At 66.6% G+C, this 18,929-nt stretch carries 21 protein-coding genes and 1 pseudogene; 13 read left to right on the top strand and 9 right to left on the bottom strand.

The annotated features are described in order from the left end of the window. Positions 1-78 precede the first annotated feature (78 nt). Genes ASG87_RS19105 through ASG87_RS03250 form a run of 3 tightly spaced genes read right to left on the bottom strand, consistent with a single transcriptional unit; the run spans position 79 to position 3,264 of the window. A complete protein-coding gene (locus tag ASG87_RS19105; protein WP_082582720.1) occupies positions 79-1,368 on the bottom strand; it encodes a restriction endonuclease subunit S in 1,290 nt (429 codons plus the stop codon). Further along, positions 1,358-2,989 (bottom strand): class I SAM-dependent DNA methyltransferase, encoded by a 1,632-nt coding sequence (locus ASG87_RS03255; RefSeq protein ID WP_056000743.1) that lies wholly within the window; start codon positions 2,987-2,989, stop codon positions 1,358-1,360. Before ASG87_RS03255 ends, ASG87_RS19105 begins: the two co-directional genes overlap by 11 nt. Positions 2,990-3,039: 50 nt before the next feature. Next, positions 3,040-3,264, bottom strand: a complete 225-nt coding sequence (locus ASG87_RS03250; RefSeq protein ID WP_056000740.1) for a helix-turn-helix transcriptional regulator — start codon at positions 3,262-3,264, stop codon at positions 3,040-3,042. A gap of 82 nt (positions 3,265-3,346) precedes the next feature. Here ASG87_RS03250 and ASG87_RS03245 point away from each other — a divergent pair, with 82 nt between their 5' ends. From ASG87_RS03245 to ASG87_RS19095, 3 genes are all read left to right on the top strand, one after another. After that, positions 3,347-3,703: a hypothetical protein gene (locus ASG87_RS03245; protein ID WP_056000737.1), complete on the top strand. Its 357-nt coding sequence runs from the start codon at positions 3,347-3,349 to the stop codon at positions 3,701-3,703. Next, entirely contained in the window at positions 3,700-3,981 is a 282-nt protein-coding gene (locus ASG87_RS21220) for a BPSL0761 family protein (RefSeq protein ID WP_082582719.1), read from the top strand. The genes ASG87_RS03245 and ASG87_RS21220 overlap by 4 nt, the downstream gene beginning before the upstream one ends. Before the next feature lie 90 nt (positions 3,982-4,071). After that, positions 4,072-4,836: an SseB family protein gene (locus ASG87_RS19095; protein ID WP_162258307.1), complete on the top strand. Its 765-nt coding sequence runs from the start codon at positions 4,072-4,074 to the stop codon at positions 4,834-4,836. Between the two features lie 30 nt (positions 4,837-4,866). Here the strand turns inward: ASG87_RS19095 and ASG87_RS03240 are convergent, their stop codons facing one another. Continuing rightward, positions 4,867-5,931, bottom strand: coding sequence for a PA0069 family radical SAM protein (locus tag ASG87_RS03240; protein WP_056000734.1), 1,065 nt, complete (start codon positions 5,929-5,931; stop codon positions 4,867-4,869). A 334-nt stretch (positions 5,932-6,265) separates the two neighbouring features. Between ASG87_RS03240 and ASG87_RS03235 the strand changes: the two are divergent. Further along, positions 6,266-7,000 (top strand): annotated as a pseudogene (locus ASG87_RS03235) (PA0069 family radical SAM protein); the annotation flags it as partial. Positions 7,001-7,287: 287 nt separating this feature from the next. Here ASG87_RS03235 and ASG87_RS03230 read toward each other — a convergent pair. The 5 genes from ASG87_RS03230 to ASG87_RS03210 all read right to left on the bottom strand — a co-directional run bounded on the left by ASG87_RS03230 (position 7,288) and on the right by ASG87_RS03210 (position 12,152). Continuing rightward, the gene (locus tag ASG87_RS03230; protein ID WP_056000731.1) at positions 7,288-7,515 is read right to left on the bottom strand and encodes a hypothetical protein; all 228 of its coding nucleotides are present in this window, start codon (positions 7,513-7,515) and stop codon (positions 7,288-7,290) included. 17 nt (positions 7,516-7,532) lie between these two features. After that, positions 7,533-9,584, bottom strand: coding sequence for a S9 family peptidase (locus ASG87_RS03225; protein ID WP_056000728.1), 2,052 nt, complete (start codon positions 9,582-9,584; stop codon positions 7,533-7,535). A gap of 89 nt (positions 9,585-9,673) precedes the next feature. Continuing rightward, complete coding sequence (locus ASG87_RS03220; protein WP_056000725.1) at positions 9,674-10,594, bottom strand: patatin-like phospholipase family protein; 921 nt, start codon at positions 10,592-10,594, stop codon at positions 9,674-9,676. Positions 10,595-10,852: 258 nt separating this feature from the next. Then, positions 10,853-11,041 (bottom strand): hypothetical protein, encoded by a 189-nt coding sequence (locus tag ASG87_RS03215; protein WP_056000722.1) that lies wholly within the window; start codon positions 11,039-11,041, stop codon positions 10,853-10,855. A 64-nt stretch (positions 11,042-11,105) separates the two neighbouring features. After that, a complete protein-coding gene (locus ASG87_RS03210) occupies positions 11,106-12,152 on the bottom strand; it encodes a class 1 fructose-bisphosphatase (RefSeq protein ID WP_056000719.1) in 1,047 nt (348 codons plus the stop codon). A gap of 179 nt (positions 12,153-12,331) precedes the next feature. Here ASG87_RS03210 and ASG87_RS03205 point away from each other — a divergent pair, with 179 nt between their 5' ends. The 9 genes from ASG87_RS03205 (at position 12,332) to ASG87_RS03165 (ending at position 18,905) form a co-directional block, all read left to right on the top strand. After that, positions 12,332-12,943, top strand: coding sequence for a DJ-1/PfpI family protein (locus tag ASG87_RS03205; protein ID WP_056000801.1), 612 nt, complete (start codon positions 12,332-12,334; stop codon positions 12,941-12,943). 11 nt (positions 12,944-12,954) lie between these two features. Beyond that, on the top strand, positions 12,955-13,158 hold the full coding sequence (locus tag ASG87_RS03200) for a hypothetical protein (protein WP_056000716.1): 204 nt from the start codon (positions 12,955-12,957) through the stop codon (positions 13,156-13,158). Next, entirely contained in the window at positions 13,155-13,559 is a 405-nt protein-coding gene (locus tag ASG87_RS03195; RefSeq protein ID WP_056000713.1) for a GFA family protein, read from the top strand. The genes ASG87_RS03200 and ASG87_RS03195 overlap by 4 nt, the downstream gene beginning before the upstream one ends. Positions 13,560-13,590: 31 nt before the next feature. Then, a complete protein-coding gene (locus tag ASG87_RS03190) occupies positions 13,591-13,962 on the top strand; it encodes a VOC family protein (protein WP_056000798.1) in 372 nt (123 codons plus the stop codon). Between the two features lie 14 nt (positions 13,963-13,976). After that, the gene (locus ASG87_RS03185) at positions 13,977-14,612 is read left to right on the top strand and encodes a glutathione S-transferase family protein (RefSeq protein ID WP_056000710.1); all 636 of its coding nucleotides are present in this window, start codon (positions 13,977-13,979) and stop codon (positions 14,610-14,612) included. 87 nt (positions 14,613-14,699) lie between these two features. Continuing rightward, positions 14,700-15,404, top strand: a complete 705-nt coding sequence (locus tag ASG87_RS03180) for a YafY family protein (protein WP_056000707.1) — start codon at positions 14,700-14,702, stop codon at positions 15,402-15,404. An 81-nt stretch (positions 15,405-15,485) separates the two neighbouring features. Next, entirely contained in the window at positions 15,486-17,261 is a 1,776-nt protein-coding gene (locus ASG87_RS03175) for a DUF885 family protein (protein ID WP_056000705.1), read from the top strand. 399 nt (positions 17,262-17,660) lie between these two features. Next, complete coding sequence (locus ASG87_RS03170; protein WP_056000702.1) at positions 17,661-18,059, top strand: MbcA/ParS/Xre antitoxin family protein; 399 nt, start codon at positions 17,661-17,663, stop codon at positions 18,057-18,059. Positions 18,060-18,215: 156 nt separating this feature from the next. After that, a complete protein-coding gene (locus ASG87_RS03165; RefSeq protein WP_056000795.1) occupies positions 18,216-18,905 on the top strand; it encodes an RES family NAD+ phosphorylase in 690 nt (229 codons plus the stop codon). Positions 18,906-18,929: the final 24 nt, after the last annotated feature.

The following is an 18,929-nucleotide window of genomic DNA, read 5'->3' as shown; positions in this document are numbered from 1 at the left end:
ATTCGGGGAACAAGGGGCAATCCCCTTGCTTACGTGGTCAAGGCCGCACAGCCCTTTTGTGCGGGTTCGGTCGCAACCTCAGGCGACGGTCTCTTCGATCAGACTCTGTGCGACGGGCAGGCGCAGCTTGCCGGAGATCAGGCGGGGGAGCAGGCTGTCGCGGAGCTGGGCGAGTTGACGCATTTGTAGCGAGTTCGAGATACGTCGATCTAGCAAGGGCTCGATGATTTCGGTTGCTGCCTTCAGCACCAGCAACGGCGGCACAGCGACCTTTGCTTGCGTGAGGTGTTGCCGTTGGATATGCCCCATGGTGGTGGCCTTGCTAGCCGCAATCTGTCGGAACATTGGCAGATGCTGGCGTGTGGCGAGGTAGTAGAACCATTTGGGGACCTCGGTGGAGGTCACCTTGAACAAATGCTGGTTAAGGGCGCCGTCGCCACCGCACCAGAACTCCACTTCCAATGAACCTGACCACGAGAAAAGTACGTCGCTGTCGCGAACCACGTATTCCGGCTTCAGTCGAGCGCTCGCGCGATCAGCATTGGTGGCAATTCCGGCGCGTAGTTGCGCGATCTTGATGACCGGCAGGAACTCGTCGTCACTCTCGGGTGGAAATTTTTGTAGCGCGAGACCGTTGAGATAATTTGCAATGGAATCGAGCGAACGCGCCTGCCAACCATGCGGAATCGGGCCGAGCGGGGAATCTTCGAAGGAGTCGGGGAATAGCGCAGCGGTGGCGGCATCCATGCCGTCGGGTTCGCGGCCTTCGGCTTTCGCGCGCACGGGGTCGAAGTCGATGAACCATGACTTGAACAGGGTTTGGGCGATGGCTTCGAGGGTGGCGTTGGTTTGGCGCAGTAATCGAAGGCGCTCATCGAGCGCCTCGCCAAGGTCTGCGATAGCTTCCTGCTCGCTTTGGCATGGTATGTAGACTGGAAACGATGTGATCGTCTCGGTGTTTAGCCTTCCAGTGCCGTGTCCTGCAGAGTCAACGCGTTCGTGCAGACGATCATGATTCCCCATAAGGAGGTAGGGCACGAACCGCGCAGAGAGGCCCGCTTTCGGCAACACTGCCTTTACGTCTTGATTGAACGTCGATGGCTTTGTTACACGACATATGGGGACACGCTTGTGGAGCGTCATCCCACGAGTCAGCATCAATATCGTTCCCGTAGGCACGAGTCGCGAAGCTACCGCAAGACCGGCAAGCGTCAGGTGGTCTTCTGCGTCTTCAATCCAGAAGTCGCCCATGTCCTTCGCCGAAATCCAAGGGATTGTGCCTTCCCAATAGGAAGGGTTTGCTTTTGACGGGGTATTGCCAGAGACAAGCGAGACAAACTCGCCGAGTGGTCGAAACTCAGGCCCCATACCCGATGCCCTCCAGCTTCTCCCGGATCAACGCATCCAGCTGCACACCCTTCCCCATCTGCTCGGCAAGCTGCGCAGTAAGCCGATTCATCTTCTCGTTGAATGCCTCGTCGTCGTCCTCGATATCCTCCGCACCCACGTAGCGACCGGGGGTGAGCACGTAGCCGTGCTCGGCGATTTCGGCGAGCGACACGCTTCGGCAGAAGCCGGGAATGTCGGCATATAGGCCATCGTCGTGCCGTTTGCTTGTTCGACGGCCTCTCTTGGCAGGCTTCATGGGCGCGCGCCAGCGGTGGACTGTGTCGGCGATTTGTTCGATGTCCTTATCATCGAATACGCGGAACACGCGCCCCTCCAAACGGCCGAGCTTGCGCGCGTCGATGAACAACACCTCCCCCCTGCGATCCCGGAGTTGGAGGTCAGCCCTTTGACCGTCGGGCAAGTGCTGGTTACCTGCTTTGCTCTTGGCCAAAAACCATAAACAGGCGGGGATCGGGGTGTTGAAGAAGAGCTGAGGCGGGAGTGCCACCATCACCTCGACGACGTCGCGCTCAATCATCGCTTGGCGGATCGTGCCTTCACCGTTCTGGTTGGAGCTCATGCTGCCGTTGGCCAGCACCACGCCGGCCTGCCCGCGCGCGGACAGGTGGTGCAGGATGTGTTGCAGCCAGGCGTAGTTGGCGTTGCCGGTGGGCGGCGTGCCGAACTGCCAGCGGCGGTCGTCGGCGAGGCGCTCGCCGCCCCAGTCGCTGATGTTGAACGGTGGGTTGGCCAGCACGTAGTCGGCGCGCAGGTCCGGGTGCTGGTCGCGGTGGAAGGTGTCGGCCGGCTCCTTGCCGAGGTTGAAATCCATGCCGCGGATGGCCAAGTTCATCGCCACCAGTCGCCACGTGGTCGGGTTCGCTTCCTGGCCGTAAATGCTCAGGTCGCCGAAGCGACCGCCGTGGCTCTCCACGAACTTTTCCGATTGCACGAACATGCCGCCGGATCCGCAACATGGGTCGTACACCTTGCCCTTGTGCGGGCCGAGGATTTCCACCAATACCTTGACCACCGAGGCGGGCGTGTAGAACTGGCCGCCCTTCTTGCCTTCGGCGCTGGCGAACTGGCCGAGGAAGTATTCGTACACCTCGCCCAGCACATCCTTGGCCTTGTCGCCGGCGCCGAAGCCGATCGTGGAGACCAGGTCGACCAGCTCGCCGAGCTTGCCCGGCTCCAATTGGGCGCGGCCGAAGCGTTTGTCGAGGATGCCCTTCAAACGGGGGTTGTCCGCCTCGATCGCGTCCAGCGCGGCGTCGATGCGGCGGCCGATGTTCGCCTGCTTGGCGTGTGCGCGGAGGTTTTCCCAGCGCGCCTGCTCGGGCACCCAGAACACGTTGGCGGCGGTGTAGTAGTCGCGATCCTCTTCCGCGGCGGCCCGTACCACGGGGTCGTCGAGGTACAACTCGGATTCCGGATCAGCCAGCGCCACGCGCAGACCACTGCGCAGCTCGTCGAACGCATCGGAGATGTACTTCACGAAGATCAGCCCGAGCACCAGATGCTTGTACTCGGCCGCGTCCATGCTGGAACGCAGCTTGTCGGCCGCGGCCCATAAGGTCTTTCTCAACTCGATATTCAATGATTGTGTTCCCGGTAGTCCTGAGCCAAGCGGTATGCCGGCGGCAGGGCCTAAAGCTTGGCTTCCGCCATTAACGCGGCGATCGGCACGTCCAGCCCCTCTGCCACCCTGGCGAGGGTGGCCAGCGTTACGTTCCGCTCGCCGCGCTCGATGGCGCTGTAGTAGGCGCGGTGCATGCCGATGGCATCAGCGAAGGTGTCCTGGCTGTATTCAAGGGCTTGTCGACGCTCGCGCACGGCGGTACCTAATTTGGTCTGTAGCGTCACCTTGTCCATGCGGTGACCGTAAACAGATGATACTTTTAGGACTACTCCTTTAGATGTAGTCTACATATAAGTATCGAAAGGTAACACGACGATGCCGCTGCGATTGGTCGATGATGATCTGGATCTGTCCTTGGATATCGCGATGAGCTGGGATCACCGCGAAGCCTTGGGCATCCAGCTAGAGCGCTGCCTGAGCACGGGCAGCAACGCGCCATTCGAGTGGCGGTTGGTCACCAGTCTGGCCAGCATCCTGGACGACGATCTCCAACCCCCGACCCAGAGCCAGATTTCCTATGCCCTCAGTATTGCGAAGGCGCTCGCCATATCGCTCCCAGGAGAAGCGCTGAAGTACAAGGGCACCATGAGACTGTTCCTCAATCGATATGCTCCCCTGTTTCGCGAGCATCAGTTGAAGTACTCGACGAACGCGCAAGCGACGCAGTCATGACGCTGCCATACGAGCGATCGAGAGCAGTTATTGAAACGAGAGAGTTCTTGACGCAGCTACTCGGCAACCGCCGAGTTCCGGCTCCGGTTCGCAGTGAGGCCAAGTGGCTTCTGCGGCACTACCCGTCAACCAACGAGGTTTTCCAGGCAGGGTGGCATGAGCTGGCCAGCCCTGCCTTTGTTCTGGAACCAATCTTTGACACCAGCACTGACGGAAAGCTCTCGGAACATTGGTCACCACCACGCCAAATAGAACGAAATGACAGCGACGAAGCATGACGATCTCCTTGTTGCGGCGATCCAAACTTCGGGAAGCGGCGACTGCTTATGGCAGTTGTCCACCTCACCAGATTCCGACAGGAGGAAGTAGTGGCTACAACCGGACACCTTGAAAGAATGTTGAAGCGTGCGTTCATGGAGCCGGGAACCCGACCACGCTTCCTGAAAAAGCTCCTAGCGAGCAACGCGTTCGTTTTTATCCAGCATCCGGAGGGTGAGACACCAACGGTTTGGAACAGTCAAACCGTCGCATGGATTCGCTACGACGGCGCGGAGGTAATACCACTGTTTACTTCAGAGGAAGCGTTGAGCAAAGCCCCGATGCCGGGAAGCTCCGCCTATAGCGTCAACGTACAGAGTCTCCTTGAGGCAAACCCAAACACACACTGCCACGTCAATCCCGGGTCGACATACGACATGCAATTCTCGGCTGATGACCTGACACGCGCCTTGGCAAGCGTTGCGCAAGCTGGAGGTTCGACGAGATTGATGCCTGGCGCAGCTGAAAACGCCGCCATTGCCAAGAACCATCATTTGCTGACCAGCAAACTGATGACCTGCTTGGCTGGAATCAGCCAAGTCGAGAAGGCCTATCTCCTCGAAGCTGATCTCAGTCAGCTGCTGACTCGGCCGCTGCGAATCGCCATCCTAGCAAGCGAAGACTGCCGGATCGCAGAGACAATATCAGGTGCTATCGAAGGTGCTTACAAGAGCAAGTTGCCAGCCGAAGTTCGCGTTTTCCTCAAGGGATCGCCTGAACATCTCTCCATGAAGGCCGCAGGCACAGCGCCGTTCTACGACCGTGAATGGGGGCCGAGGTTGCTGACGCTCGAGAAAGACACGCCTTCACAATAGGCGGGGGTTAGCCAGTATCTGCATATGACCTCAAAATAGAGAGGCTTGATGGCCAGCTTCTTGGGGAACCTTGAAATGCTGAGTGTCCAGCCGGATGGTCCGCGCTGACTCAATGCCGCTTCGACGGCAAGCCTTTTCGAACCGCTCTTTGATCAGGCGAGCAAACACGCCTTCGCCCCGCATACGCGTCCGAAAGTCTGCAACGTAGTCCCGGCCACCGTGCATCTGCTGGATGAGGCTCATGACGTGAGTTGCTCGCTCCGGAAGATGATTGACTAGCCATTCGCGAAAAAGTCCCTTGAGCTCATGTGGGAGTCGAATGACGGTGTAACCGGCACAGGTTGCGCCGGCTTCACTGGCGAGCTGGATGATCTTTTCCAGATAGATATCGGTTACGGCGGGAATGATGGGGGCAACCAAGACTCCGACAGGGATGCCGCTCGATTTCAGGTGGGCGATGGTATCGATGCGGCGATGGGGTGCAGTCGCTGCAGGTTCCAGGCGGGACGATAAACGGTTGTCGAGCGAAGTGACCGATACGAATACCTGTACCAAGTGGCGCTGAGCCATCTGAGCGAGAAGGTCGATGTCACGCTCGACCAGGGCATTCTTGGTGATGATGGTGCACGGGTGGCCGTACGTCTCGAGCGTTTCCAGAATCGATCGCGTGATCTGAAGGCGCTTTTCCGCAGGTTGATACGGATCGGTGTTGCTGCCGATGTTGATAGGCCTACATTCGTAGGAACGTCTGCCAAGTTCCTTTGCCAGAAGCGCAGCCGCGTTTCTTTTGGCGAAGATCTTGGTCTCGAAGTCCAAGCCCGGGGACAAGTCGAGGTACGCATGTGTGGGGCGGGCGAAGCAATAAATGCAGCCGTGCTGACAACCCTTGTAGGGGTTGATGGAGAGGTCAAACGGCACGTCAGGGGAGTCATTCTTCGAAAGAATGCTTCGCGCGTGTTCCAGGGTGACCGTCACCGGCTCGGGTTTGCCGCCAGTGTCCTCGGGAGGACTCCACCCATCATCCTCGAGCTCGACTCGCGTGGAAAAGAATCGGTTGTCAGGGTTGGAGGCGGCACCGCGCCCTTTGATGCGCATGGTTCATCGTCGATGTTGGGCACCGAACCAAAGTATCAGGGGCCAGTCTCATCGTCTGCGGCATAGACCGACCGTTGTGACAAGGTCCTTCGGAGCGGCATCAATTTGATTGGTTGCGACGCCAACAGTGGAAACTAGCCTCGAAACAGCCGAGTTTCGCACTCCTTCCGCAGCTGCGGCCAAAGTACGATCCGTTCATGTCCGCTGTTCAAGACGAAAGTGGCTGTCGCCAAGAGCCGATCCGGTGGCGCTACTGGCAACCGTACGCTCAAGTGGCGTGGGTGACTGGAAGCAAGGGAAGCCCCGACAAATGAACACTTTCTAGTGCGTTATAAAGTATTGCTGCATCTACTGCTTTGCGCGGCCGTCGCACAGCTACCTCAACCTCTCGCCCGGGCTGGATTTCGAGACGAAGCTGCGCGCCAAGGGCAACCTCGCCGAGGTACTGCGCGCCGAGCTGGCCAAGCCGAGCTACGTCGCCAGCCCGATTAACATCGGCAGCAACACCGATCCGTACCAGCCGGCCGAGAAGCGCTGGCGGCTGACCCGCGCCGCGCTGGAGCTGCTGGCCGAGTGCCGCCACCCGTGCACCATCGTCACCAAGAACGCCCTGGTCGAGCGCGACCTCGACATCCTCGCGCCGATGGCGCGCGAAAAGCTGGTGCAGGTGTTCGTCTCGGTCAACTCGCTGGACAACCAGCTCGCCGCCAAGCTCGAACCGCGCGCCAGCGCGCCGCACCGGCGGCTCAAGGCGATCCGAGCGCTGGCCGATGCCGGCGTGCCGGTAGGCGTGCTGGTGGCGCCGATCATCCCGGCGCTCAACGACCGCGACATGGAGGCGGTGATGGCGCAGGCCGCCGAGGCCGGCGCGTGCTGCGCCGGCTACACCACGCTGCGCCTGCCGTACGAGCTCAAGCAGTTGTTTCGCGAATGGCTGGCGCTGCACGCGCCGCAGCGCGCCGAGCACGTGATGAGCCTGGTGCGGCAGATGAACGGCGGCCGCGACTACGACAGCGATTTCCGCACCCGCATGCGCGGCCAGGGCGTGTTCGCCGAGCTGCTGCGCCGCNNNCCTGCCGCAAGCACGGCTTCGGCCGTGCGCGCGAGCTGCGGCTGGACACCTCGCGCTTCGTGCCGCCGCGCGAGGTGTCGCCGCAGGGCGAGCTGTTCTGAGAGCCTGTTCAAGGTCTCCCAGGTATCCCCCTACGAAACGTCAGCCCTGCGGCTGTTGAAAAGCACCTCGCAGGAATGACGGGCAGGGAGCGTCAGGGGATTCCAGTCCGACAGGAAGACTTTGAACAGGCTCTGAGAGTGTGCGTGGCCGGCTTTTAGCCGGCCAGGATCAGTTGGTCAGGATCAGCCGGCCAAGAAAGGATGCGGCCGCTGCATGAGCCCGCGCCAGCCACGGCGCCACAGCCAGGCCATCGCGCCGGCGAACAGCAACCAGGCCAGCGGCAGCAGGGGCAGCGCCTGGGCCAGCAGATGTCGGCCATGTCGCCGGACGACTTCAACGCGTGAGAAGCCCTGGCGGGCGACGCTCTCCCGAATCCCGAATCCCGAATCCCGAATCCCGGCAAACGCCATCCCTGGCGCCGCGGTGCTCAGCCCGATGCCGGCAGGTACTTGCCGAACCAGTTCAGCGCCCGCTGCAGCACGTCGCGCTGGTGCGCCGGATCGACGAAGTGGTGGCCTTCGTTCGGGTACACCACCAGCGAGGTCGGCACGCCCTGCGCGCGCAGCGCGTGCCAGAACTCGAACGACTGCGGCGCCGGGCATTCCGCGTCGCGGTCGCCCACCACCACCAGGGTCGGTGCCTTCACCTGCTTGATGAAGTTGATCGCCGAGCTTTTCGCATACACCGCCGGATCGTCGTACACCGAGGCGCCGAAGAACGGGATCATCCACTGGTCGATCAGGTTCTGGCCGTAGTAGCTCTGCCAGTTGGCGATGCCGGCGCCGGCCACCACCGCGCGGAAGCGCTGGGTCTGGGTCGGCACGAACATGCTCATGAAGCCGCCGTAGCTCCAGCCGGTGAGGCCGAGGCGGCGGTCGTCCACCGGCAGCTTCTTCTCGATCGCGTCGATGCCTGCGAGGATGTCGCGCAGGTCGCCGTGGCCGAAGTCCTTGCGGTTGGCCTGCACGAACTTCTCGCCCTGGCCGAAGCTGCCGCGCGGGTTGGGCATGAACACGAAATAGCCCAGCGCGGAGAACGGCACGCTGCCGTAGCCGACGCCCGGCCAGCGCGGGATCACCGCGCTGGCCGGGCCGCCGTGCACGCTGACGATCATCGGGTAGGTCTTGTTCGGGTCGTAGTCGGCCGGGTACAGCAGCCAGCCCTGCACGTGGAAGCCCTCGTGCTCCCACTCCACCGACTCGGCCTTGCCCCAGCCGGGCTTGAGCGCGGCGTTGATCGCGGTCACCGCGGCCGGCGCGGCGTCGCCCAGCATGCCGGCATGCACCTCGGGCGCGGCGGCATAGGAGCTCTGCACGTAGGCGATGCGGGTGTTGTCGCGCGACAGCGACACCGCCATCGAGGCACTGCCGTCGCCGATGCCGGCGGGCAGGGTGAAGTGCACATGGCGCTGGGTGGCGCGGTCGCCGTCCACCGCGTAATCGGCGAGCTGGCTCTGGCCGTTGCTGACCTGGCTGACCAGCATCGACCGTGCGCCGGTCCAGCGCAGCCACGCCGGCGTGACGCGGATCGCCGGCGTAAGATCGACCGGCGCGCCGCCGGCCGCCGGCACCGCGTAGATGTCGCCGCCGGTGGCGCCCTGGTCGCTCATCAGGCCGCCGATGAAGGCGATCCGCGCGCCGTCCGGCGACCAGCGTGGCAGGGCGATCTGCAGGCCGCGCAGCGGGCCGGCCACGCTGCCTGGGTCGACCGCCACGCGGGACGCCGCGCCGGCGCGCGCGTCCTGCACGAACAGCTTGGCCACCCACCAGTTGTTGTCGCCCGGCGCGGGCGCGCCGACGTAGGCGATCCGCGTGCCGTCCGGCGACCAGTCGAATTCGTAGACGTAGCGGTCGGCCGGGGTCAGCAATTGCACCGCACCGCCGTCGGCGGGCAGGCGGGCGACCCGCTGGACTTCCAGCCCGTCCACGCCGACTTCGCCGGCCGCCGGCTTGGCGGCGGCGACCGCGCTGGCGCGCCGGGTGGCGCCTTCCACGTAGAGGAAGCCGAGCGCCTTGCCGTCGCCGGACCATTGCAGCGCGTGCGCGTAGCCGCGCAGCGAGGACAGCTTGCGCGGCGCATCGCGGCCGGCGGTGTCGGCCATATAGACGTCTTTCTGCCGGCCCTCGACGCCGGCCTGGCTGCTGCCGCAGTCGCTGAGGAAGGCCAGGTGGCGCGAATCCGGCGCCCAGGCGAGGTCGCCTTCGCTGCAGGTGCCCGGCTTGCCGGCCGGGTTCAGCCGGCGCGCGCCGCTGCCGTCCGCGGCGGCGATCTCGATCGCCGGCTTGCCCTGCGTCTGCACCACCCAGGCCAACTTGCGGCCGTCGGGCGACAGTTGCACGGCGCTTATCGGGCGCACCTTGCCCAGTTCGGCGAGCAACTGCCCGATGCGCGGATCGATCGTAGCGTGCGTCTCGGCGGCGGCGAGCGGGGCGAAGCCGAGGGCGAGCAGGGGGAGCAGCAGACGGGCGGACGTGGGCATGGCGGCCTCGCGGACGGGCAGGAACCTGCCACGCTAGCAGCGCCGGCGTGGCCTGCCCAAGTGCAGGTGGTCATGCCCGTGCGGGCGGGTCAGGGCGAGGGCGCGGCGGCCTGGCGGGTGGCGGTCATCGCGGCCAGCTTCGCGCGGATCGCCGGGATCGCCGCCAGGGCAGCCTTCTCGCCTTCCAGGATGGCCTGGTTCTTCTGCTCGAAGTCGGTGGCGCCGATGGCGGCGACCTTTGGCCGGATCACCGCGTCGGCGCGGGCGGTTTCCTGCTCGCCCAGGCGCTGGCCCATGATCGCGATCGACTGGTTGACGATGTTCACCATGCCCTGCGGGTTGCTGCCGCTGGCCCGGGTCGAGATGTCCACCGCGATCACGAAGTCCGCGCCGAGCTGGCGCGCCGCGTCCACCGGGATCGGGCTGACCACGCCGCCGTCGACGTAGTGCCTGCCGCCGATCTCCACCGGCTCGAACACGCCGGGGATGCTGCTGGACGCGCGCACCGCCTGGCCGGTGTTGCCGCGCACGAACACGATCCGCGCGCCGGTCTCCAGCTCGGTGGCGACCGCGGCGAACGGGATCTTCAGTTGCTGCAGCGCGCGGTTGCGCACCAGTTGGTTGACGTAGTCCTGCAGCGCCTGGCCCTGCACCAGCCCGCCGGAGAACAGCCGCACGTCGCGGATCTTCGCCTCGTCCAGGCCGAACGCGGTTTCCTGCAGCGCGAAGGCGTCCATGCCGCTGGCGTACAGCGCGCCCACCACGCTGCCGGCGCTGGTGCCGGCGACCACGTCCGGGTGGATGCCGCTGGCTTCCAGCATCTTGATCACGCCGATGTGCGCAAAACCCTTCGCTGCGCCGCCGCCCAGCGCGAGGCCGATGCGCAGCTTCATCGGCGCTGGTGCCGGCAGCGGCGTGGCCGGTTTGGGGGGCGTCGTGCCGAAGCAGGCGCAAAGCAGCAGGCAGGTCAGCAACGGCGGCAGGAAGCGGGCGCGGCGCAACGGGATCATGGAGGTTGCAGGCGGAAGGAGTGGGCGGATTGTAGCGGCGTCGCGCGGCCGGCCGGGGCCACCGCGAGGGCGAGCGGGAGGCGATCCGGGGTCGCCGCGCCTAAGGGCCTGTTCAAAGTCTCCAGGCACCCCCTACGAAGCGTCATCACAGCGACTTTCAAGGGCCGCAGGGCTGGTCAAGCTGGGATCCAGTGCCGTTGAGCTTTGGAGTACCAAGTCACTGAGTGACTCGCTGCACTCGCCCCTTCGGGGCCAGCCTTAAGGGCCGCGGCCGCTGCGCCCGAAGTCCGCCGGGCACGGCGGCGGCAGATCCTTCGGATTGGCATGGGTCGCCGCGTCGGCGGGCAGTTCGCCCGGCAGCAGGCACGGCGGCGGCGGCCGGCGGTCGTGCGCGCAGCCGGCCACCAGGCAGGCCAGCAGGAGGGAAACGGGCAACCGGGTCTTCATCGTTCGTTCCTCCGTGGCGGGACGGGTCCGCCGCGCCCGTGCGGGCGTGGCGGATGGCCGCGCGTCAGTCGCGCGCGCCGTCGGCCTGCAGATGGTCGGCCTGCAGATGGTAGTGGGTGGCCACTTCCACTTCCTTCTTCGAGCCGAGGAACACCGGCACGCGCTGGTGCAGGCCGGTCGGCTGCAACTCCATGATGCGCTCGCGGCCGGTGGTGGCCGCGCCGCCGGCCTGCTCGACGATGAAGGCCATCGGGTTGGCCTCGTACATCAGGCGCAGCTTGCCGCCCTTGGCCTTGATCTTGGCGTCCAGCGGATAGAAGAACACGCCGCCGCGGGTGACGATGCGGTGCACGTCGGCCACCATCGAGGCGACCCAGCGCATGTTGAAGTCCTTGCCGCGCGGGCCGGTGGTGCCGGCCAGCAGCTCGCCGACGTAGCGCTGCATCGGCGCTTCCCAATGGCGCTGGTTGGACATGTTGATGGCGAACTCGGCGGTCTCCTCCGGGATGCGGATGCCGCGCCGGCTGAGGATGAAGCTGCCGACCTCGCGGTCCAGCGTGAACTCGTGGGTGCCGTGGCCGAAGGTCAGCACCAGCACGGTGGACGGGCCGTACACCACGTAGCCGGCGGCGAGCTGGGTGGTGCCCGGCTGCAGGAAGTGCTCGGCCTTCGGCTCGGTGACGTCGTCGGGGCAGCGCAGCACCGAGAAGATCGTGCCGACCGAGATGTTCACGTCGATGTTCGAGCTGCCGTCGAGCGGGTCGAACAGCAACAGGTGCTGGCCTTTCGGATAGCCGTCCGGAATCTGCTGCGGGTCTTCCATCTCCTCCGAGGCGCAAGCGGCGAGGTGGCCGCCCCAGGCGTTGGCCTCCAGCAGGATCTCGTTGGAGATCACGTCGAGCTTCTTCTGCGCCTCGCCCTGGATGTTCATGCTGAGCGCGTCGTCGCTGCCGGCCATGCCGAGCACACCGCCCAGCGCGCCCTTGTTGGTGGCCACCGCGATGCGCTTGCAGGCGCGCGCCACCACTTCGATCAGCAGCGAGAGTTCGGCGTTGATGTGGCCGGCGCGGCGTTCCTCGATCAGGAACTGGATCAGCGAAACGGGCTTCATGGCGGGTCCGTGGCGTGAAAGGAACGCGCATTGTCCCGGCTGCGGCTGAACCGCGCCAGCCGTGCGCGCGCGCATGTCCATCCCGCCCGCCCCGATCCGCCACGGACCGGCCCCCTGCTGACAACACGTTGGCAGCAGGGGGGCGCCAAGCTGTGCCTCCGACAGTGGAGGGCAAGGACATGCGCGATACGGTTTACTTCCTGGTTTTCGAAGGCTTCGCGGATTGGCAGGCGGCGCTGGCGCTGTGCGAGATCCGGCGGCCGGGGGACTGGCAGGTGCGGACGGTGGGCTTTTCCCGGATGCCGGTGGTGTCGATGGGCGGGCTCACCGTGCGGCCGGACCTGGCCCTGGCGCAGATCGATTTCGCCGGCGCGGCCCTGCTGATCGTGCCCGGCGGCCACCTGTGGCAGCGCGGCGAGGGCGAGCAGGCGGTGGCGGCGATCCGCCACCTGCACGCATCCGGCGCGCCGGTGGCCGGGATCGACAGCGGCGTGCTGGCGCTGGCCCGCGCCGGCCTGCTCGACGGCTGCCGCCACACCGGCAACTGGCCCGGCCAGATCGCCAGCCAGGTGCCGGGCTACGCCGGCGCGGAGCAGTACGACGCCTCGGTGCTGGCGGTCAGCGACGGCGGCGTGATCAGCGCCAGCCACCTCGGCAGCGTGGAGTTCGCGCGCGAGGTGATCCGCACGCTGGACCTCTACAGCCCCAGCGACCGCGAGTACTGGTACCGATTGTTCAAGCACGCCCAGTTGCCGCCGTGGTGCGTCGGCGAAAGCGCGCTCGCAGCCTGAGGACGCAACCCATGAAATCCCCGACCAACCGCGTACTGATGGCCTACCGGCCGCTGCACCTGCGCGGCCTGCTGCTGGACGGCCAGTATCGCCTGCCGCCGGCGCCTGCCGCCGATCCGGCCAAGCCCGTGACGCCCCCGCCGCGCCGCCTGCTGCTGGCCGCGCTGACCGGACTGCTCCACCACGCCCCCTTCGCACATCGGAGCAAGCCATGAACAAGACCTACCACGGCAGTTGCCATTGCGGCGCGGTGCGCTTCGAGGCCGACATCGACCTGGCCGCCGGCACCGGCCGCTGCAACTGCTCGATCTGCGCCAAGACGCGCAAATGGGGCGCGATCGTGAAGCCCGGGGCCTTCCGCCTGCTGGCCGGCGAAGACGCCCTGTCCGACTACCAGTTCGGCACGATGAGCGCGCACCACCTGTTCTGCCGCCACTGCGGCGTACACTCGTTCGGCCGCGGCTACGTCGAGGAGATCGGCGGCGCCTATGTCTCGGTCAACCTGGCCTGCCTCGACGATGCCGAGCCGCAAGAGCTGATCGACGCGCCGCTGCGCTATGCCGACGGCCGCCACGACAACTGGATGAATCCGCCCGCCGAAACGCGCCACCTGTGACGCGCCCCGCACCGCACAAGGAGGACGCATGATCTTCGACCACCTCACCCTGCCGGTGCGCGACCTGGCGCGCAGCCGCGATTTCTACATGCAGGCGCTGGCGCCGCTCGGCATCGGGCCGGCGATGGAATTTCCCGGCGTGCTGGCGCTGGGCCGCGAGGGCCGGCCGCAGCTCTGGCTGGCCGGATCGGCATCGGTGTCCGCGCCGGCGCACCTGGCCTTCGCCGCCGCGAGCCGGGCCCAGGTGGACGCCTTCCACGCCGCCGCCCTGCGCGCCGGCGGCAGCGACAACGGCGCCCCCGGCCTGCGCCCGCACTACCACCCGGACTACTACGCCGCCTTCGTGCACGACCCGGACGGGCACAACATCGAGGCGGTCTGCCACCACCCCGAGACCCTCTGACCAGGCCAACGACCATGACCGCCGCCAAGCCCCGCATCGATTTCTTCCATGCCACGCCGGCACGCTCGTTCGGCACGCTGGCCCTGCTGGAGGAACTGGACGCCGACTACCAGTTGCACCTGCTCGACCTCGCCGCCGGCGCCCAGCGCCAGCCGGCCTACCTGGCGATCAACCCGATGGGCAAGGTGCCGGCGATCGTGCACCAGGGCGCGCTGGTGACCGAGCAGCCGGCGGTGTTCGTCTACCTGGCCGACCTGTATTCCGACGCCGGGCTGGCGCCGCCCATCGGCGACCCGCTGCGCGGGCCGTACCTGCGCTGGCTGGTGTTCTACGGCTCCTGCTTCGAGCCGGCGCTGACCGACCGCTCGATGCAGCGCGAGCCGGCGCCGCCTTCGCGCTCGCCCTACGGCAGTTGGGACGACGTGTTCCACGCGCTCACCGCGCAACTGGCGAACGGCCCCTGGCTGCTCGGCGAGCGCTTCACCGCCGCCGACGTGCTGTGGGGCATCGCACTGGACTGGACGGCGAAGTTCGGGATGCTGCCGGAAGCGCCGGCGATCCACGCCTACATCGAGCGCGTGAATGCGCGCCCGGCGATCCGCCGCGCGCGCGAGAAAGACGCGGCGCTGCTGGCCGCGAAGCAGGGCTGAGGCCGTGGGCCGGCGCATCACGGGCGGGTTGCCGCGCGCCGGCCTGCGTCGCAGGCGCTGCGACGGCTTTCGCGGCATCATGTGCGGATGCGCCGCGCCGACCGCCTGTTCCTCATCATCCATGCCCTGCGCGGCCGCCGCACCGCGCTGCAGGCGCGCCAGCTCGCCGGCACGCTCGGCGTTTCCCTGCGCACGGTCTACCGCGACGTGGCCGACCTGCAGCTCTCCGGCGTGCCGATCGAGGGCGAGGCCGGGGTCGGCTACGTGCTGCGCAAGGGATCGGACATCCCGCCGCTGATGTTCACCGCCGACGAGCTCGAATCGCTGGTGGTCGGCACCCGCTTCGTGCGCGCGTTCGCCGGCGAGAAGCTGGCGAACGGCGCGCAGGCCGCGCTGCTGAAGATCGAGGCGGTGCTGCCGCCGGAGCTGCGCGAGCGTTCGTCGCGCACGCGCATCTACGCACCGATCTGGCGCGACGAGAACAAGCTCGCGTTCGCCGCGCGGATCGACCAGTTGCACGCGGCGATCGAGGCGCAGCGCGTGCTGCGGCTGGTCTACCGCGACGAGGGCGGGCAGGCCAGCACGCGCGAGATCGAGCCGCTGTGCCTGGCGTTCTGGGGCGGCAAGTGGACCCTGGGAAGCTGGTGCCGGCTGCGCAGCGGCTTCCGCAACTTCCGCCCCGACCGCATCGACACGCTGGGCGAGACCGGCGAGTGCTTCGGCGAGGCCGCGGGCCGCAACCTCGACGCCTACCTGGAGGCGATGCGCGGCTACTACGCCGGCATGGAATAGCCGCGCCCGGCCCGGCGGGGCCACAGCGGCGCCCGCATCTGCGATGATCGGCACGTTCTGGATCCGCGAGGAAACGTGTCGATGAAAACGCTGTTGGGCGGCTTGCTGGCCGTGGGCCTGGTACTGGCTTCGGTTGCGCGGGCGAACGAAGCCGACGACCGCTTCCATGCGATCTATGCCAGCGAATGGGCCTGGCGCAACGGCCAGGCCGGGATCAGCGCCTCCGGCGAGCCGCAGCCGAACGACGGCCGGCTGGATACCGTCGACGCCGCCAGCCAGCAGCGCCGGCTGGACGAGTGGCAGAAGGTCTGGGACCAGCTAGGCACGATCGATCCGAAGCAGTTGTCGCCGGAGGAACAGGTCGACTACGCGGTATACCGCGCGCAGATCCAGGCGCTGCTCGCCGCGCAGAAGTTCAAGGCCTGGCAGATGCCGTTCAACAGCGACTCGTCGTTCTGGGGCGACATCGGCTACCAGCTCAACGGCGACCGCCTGCGCAACGAGACCGACTACCGGCGCTACCTCGACCGGCTCGGCCAGATCCCGGCCTACTTCGACCAGCAGATCGCCAACATGCGCGACGGCCTGGCGCGCGGCTTCAGCGTGCCGCGCGAGGTGCTGGCCGGGCGCGACGTGTCGATCGCCGCGGTGGGCGAGCTGAAGGATCCCACCGCCAGCAGCTTCTACGAACCGTTCAAGCGGATGCCCGCCACGCTGCCGGCCGACCGGGCGCAGGCATTGCAGGGCGAGGCGCAGCGGCGCATCCGCGACGAGGTGATCCCGGCCTACGCGAAGCTGCTGGCGTTCTTCCGCGACGAATACGTGCCGAAGGCGCGCGCCACGCTCGCCGCCGAATCGCTGCCGGACGGCAAGGCGTTCTACCGCCAGCAGATCCTCGAATACACCACGCTCGACCTCGACCCCGGCGCGATCCACGAGCTGGGCCTGGCGCAGGTGGCGAAGATCCACGCGCAGATGCTCGATACCATGAAGGAGACCGGCTTCAAGGGCAGCTTCGCGCAGTTCCTGACCTTCCTGCGCACCGATCCGCAGTTCTACGCCAAGACCCCGGACGAGCTGCTGATGCGCACCGCCTGGGTCGCCAAGCAGGTCGACGCGCAGCTCGGCAAGTACTTCGGCCGGCTGCCGCGGCAGCGCTTCGCGATCGTGCCGGTACCGGCCGACATCGCGCCGTACTACACCTCCGGCCGCGGCGGCGCCGGCGAATACCTGGTCAACACCTACGACCTGCCGTCGCGCCCGCTGTACAACATGCCCGCGCTGACCCTGCACGAGTCGATGCCGGGCCACTCGCTGCAACTGGCGCTGGCCGGCGAGCAGAAGGGCCAGCCGGCGTTCCGCCGCGAGGGCTACATCTCCGCGTTCGGCGAGGGCTGGGGGCTGTACTCGGAATACCTCGGCAACGAGATGGGCATCTACCGCACGCCGTACGAGCGCTTCGGCTTCCTCACCTACCAGATGTGGCGCGCCTGCCGGCTGGTGGTCGACACCGGCATCCACCACCTCGGTTGGACCCGCCAGCAGGCGATCGACTATCTCACCGACAACACCGCGCTGTCCGCCCGCGAGATCGCCAACGAAGTGGACCGCTACATCAGCTGGCCCGGCCAGGCGCTGTCCTACGAACTGGGCTACCTGAAGATCCGCGAGCTGCGTCGCAAGGCCGAGCAGGCGCTGGGGCCGCGGTTCGACATCCGCCACTTCCACGACACCGTGCTGGCGCTCGGCTCGGTGCCGCTGCCGGCGCTGGAGCAGCGCATCGACCGCTTCATCGCCGACGGCGGCCCGGAACCGGATTTCGGCTGCGATTGCGCGAAGGCGGGCGTTGGGCACTGAGGGCGTGGCGTCGCTGGGTCAGCGATGAGGACGCGGCAGGGACAAAGACGCTATGAAAGAGTGGAGGGAACGAACAGCCCTTCGTTCCCCTTCCTCGGCAATCCCTCGTCCCTCGCTTCTCCGCGAACCCTCCGCTCGTCATTCCAGCGAACGCCGGAATCCAGCGCCTTCCGAAAGACGCCAGATTCCCGCTTCCGCGCGAATGACGGCCCGATGTTTCCTTATCGGTAGCGCGACATAGATAGCGCGACGCTTCCACCGATGCGGCGCGTTGCGATGTGCCCGGGGGCATCGCCCGCCACGGACACATGCCAGATCACGCAACCAGCCTGGCCAAAATTTGCGCACTACTGCACAAATAGAGTAAAGTTTGCTTGAACTTCACAAGGAGAGTTTCGCATGCTGGCCCATACGCTGCCCGAAACGCTTCCCGCCACCGAGCTCGGTGGCCCCGCCCTGCGGGCGTTCTTCAACCTCGCCGAGCGCTGGAACCTGCGCATCGCCGACCAGCGCAGGCTGCTCGGCGATCCGCCGGAATCGACCTTCTACAAGTGGAAGCGCCTGCAGGACGGCAGCCCGGGGCGCGACGTGATCGAGCGGATCAGCTACCTGCTCGGCATATGGAAAGACCTGCAGATCCTGTTCCCCGACCCGGCCCAGGCCGACGCCTGGCTGCACCGGCCCAACGCGGCGCCGCTGTTCGGCGGCCAGTCGGCGTTGCAGCGCATGTTGTCGGGCAACGTCGCCGACCTCTACGTGGTACGCCAGTACCTGGACGCGCAGCGCGGCTGGAACTAAACACCGCCTGCCCGCGAACGGCCTCCGAGGCTGCCCAGGGCGTCGCAGTCGGCGATACGCCGATCGCCGACAATCCTCCCTTCCCTCCACACGGCTGGCCGCCAGGCGGCCATGGACGCGGCCTTGCCAACCGCGGCGCGCGTCATGGAACCGAAGATGCCGACCACCCTGCCACCGCTCAAGCGCATCCGCTGGAACCAGGCGTACCGCATCGTGCCCAGCCGCTTCCCGCCGATCGGCGTGTACGACCGCATCGCCGATCCGGCCGACATGGAGGCGCTGTTCGCGATCGAGGCGCTGACCAATCCGCGCCTGCGCGATGAGCTGGGCGCGCTGCGGCTGGTGCCGAAGGAGCGGCGCATCGGCGGCCCGGGCGCCACCCCGGTAATGGCGGCCTTCACCCATCTCAACCCGGAGGGCAGCCGTTTCTCCGACGGCAGTTGGGGCGTGTTCTACGCCGCGCACAGCGTCGCCACCGCGGTGGAGGAAACGGTATACCACCGCGAGCGGTTCCTCGCGGCCACCGCCGAGCCGGCCTGCGACCTGGAGATGCGCTGCTACCGCACCAGCCTGGACAGCAGGCTGCACGACCTGCGCGGCGGCTGGCCGGCGGTGCACGATCCGGACAGCTACGCGGCCAGCCTCGCGCTGGCGCGGGAGCTGCGCGAGGCCGGCTCCAGCGGCGTGGTCTACGACAGCGCGCGCCATGCCGGCGGCGAGTGCATCGCCGCGTTCTATCCCGACGTGGTCGCGCCATGCGTGCAGGCGCAGCACCTGATCTACCGCTGGGACGGCAAGCGCGTGGCGCAGGTGCTGGAAGTGTCGGAACTGGCCCGGCCGCACTGATCCGCGGGTTTGTCCCGGCGCGCG

Source organism: Frateuria sp. Soil773 (assembly GCF_001428405.1).
Lineage (GTDB): Bacteria > Pseudomonadota > Gammaproteobacteria > Xanthomonadales > Rhodanobacteraceae > LMSL01.
The sequence above is the reverse complement of the archived record's forward strand: the minus strand, read 5'-3'. Positions and strand labels throughout refer to the sequence as shown.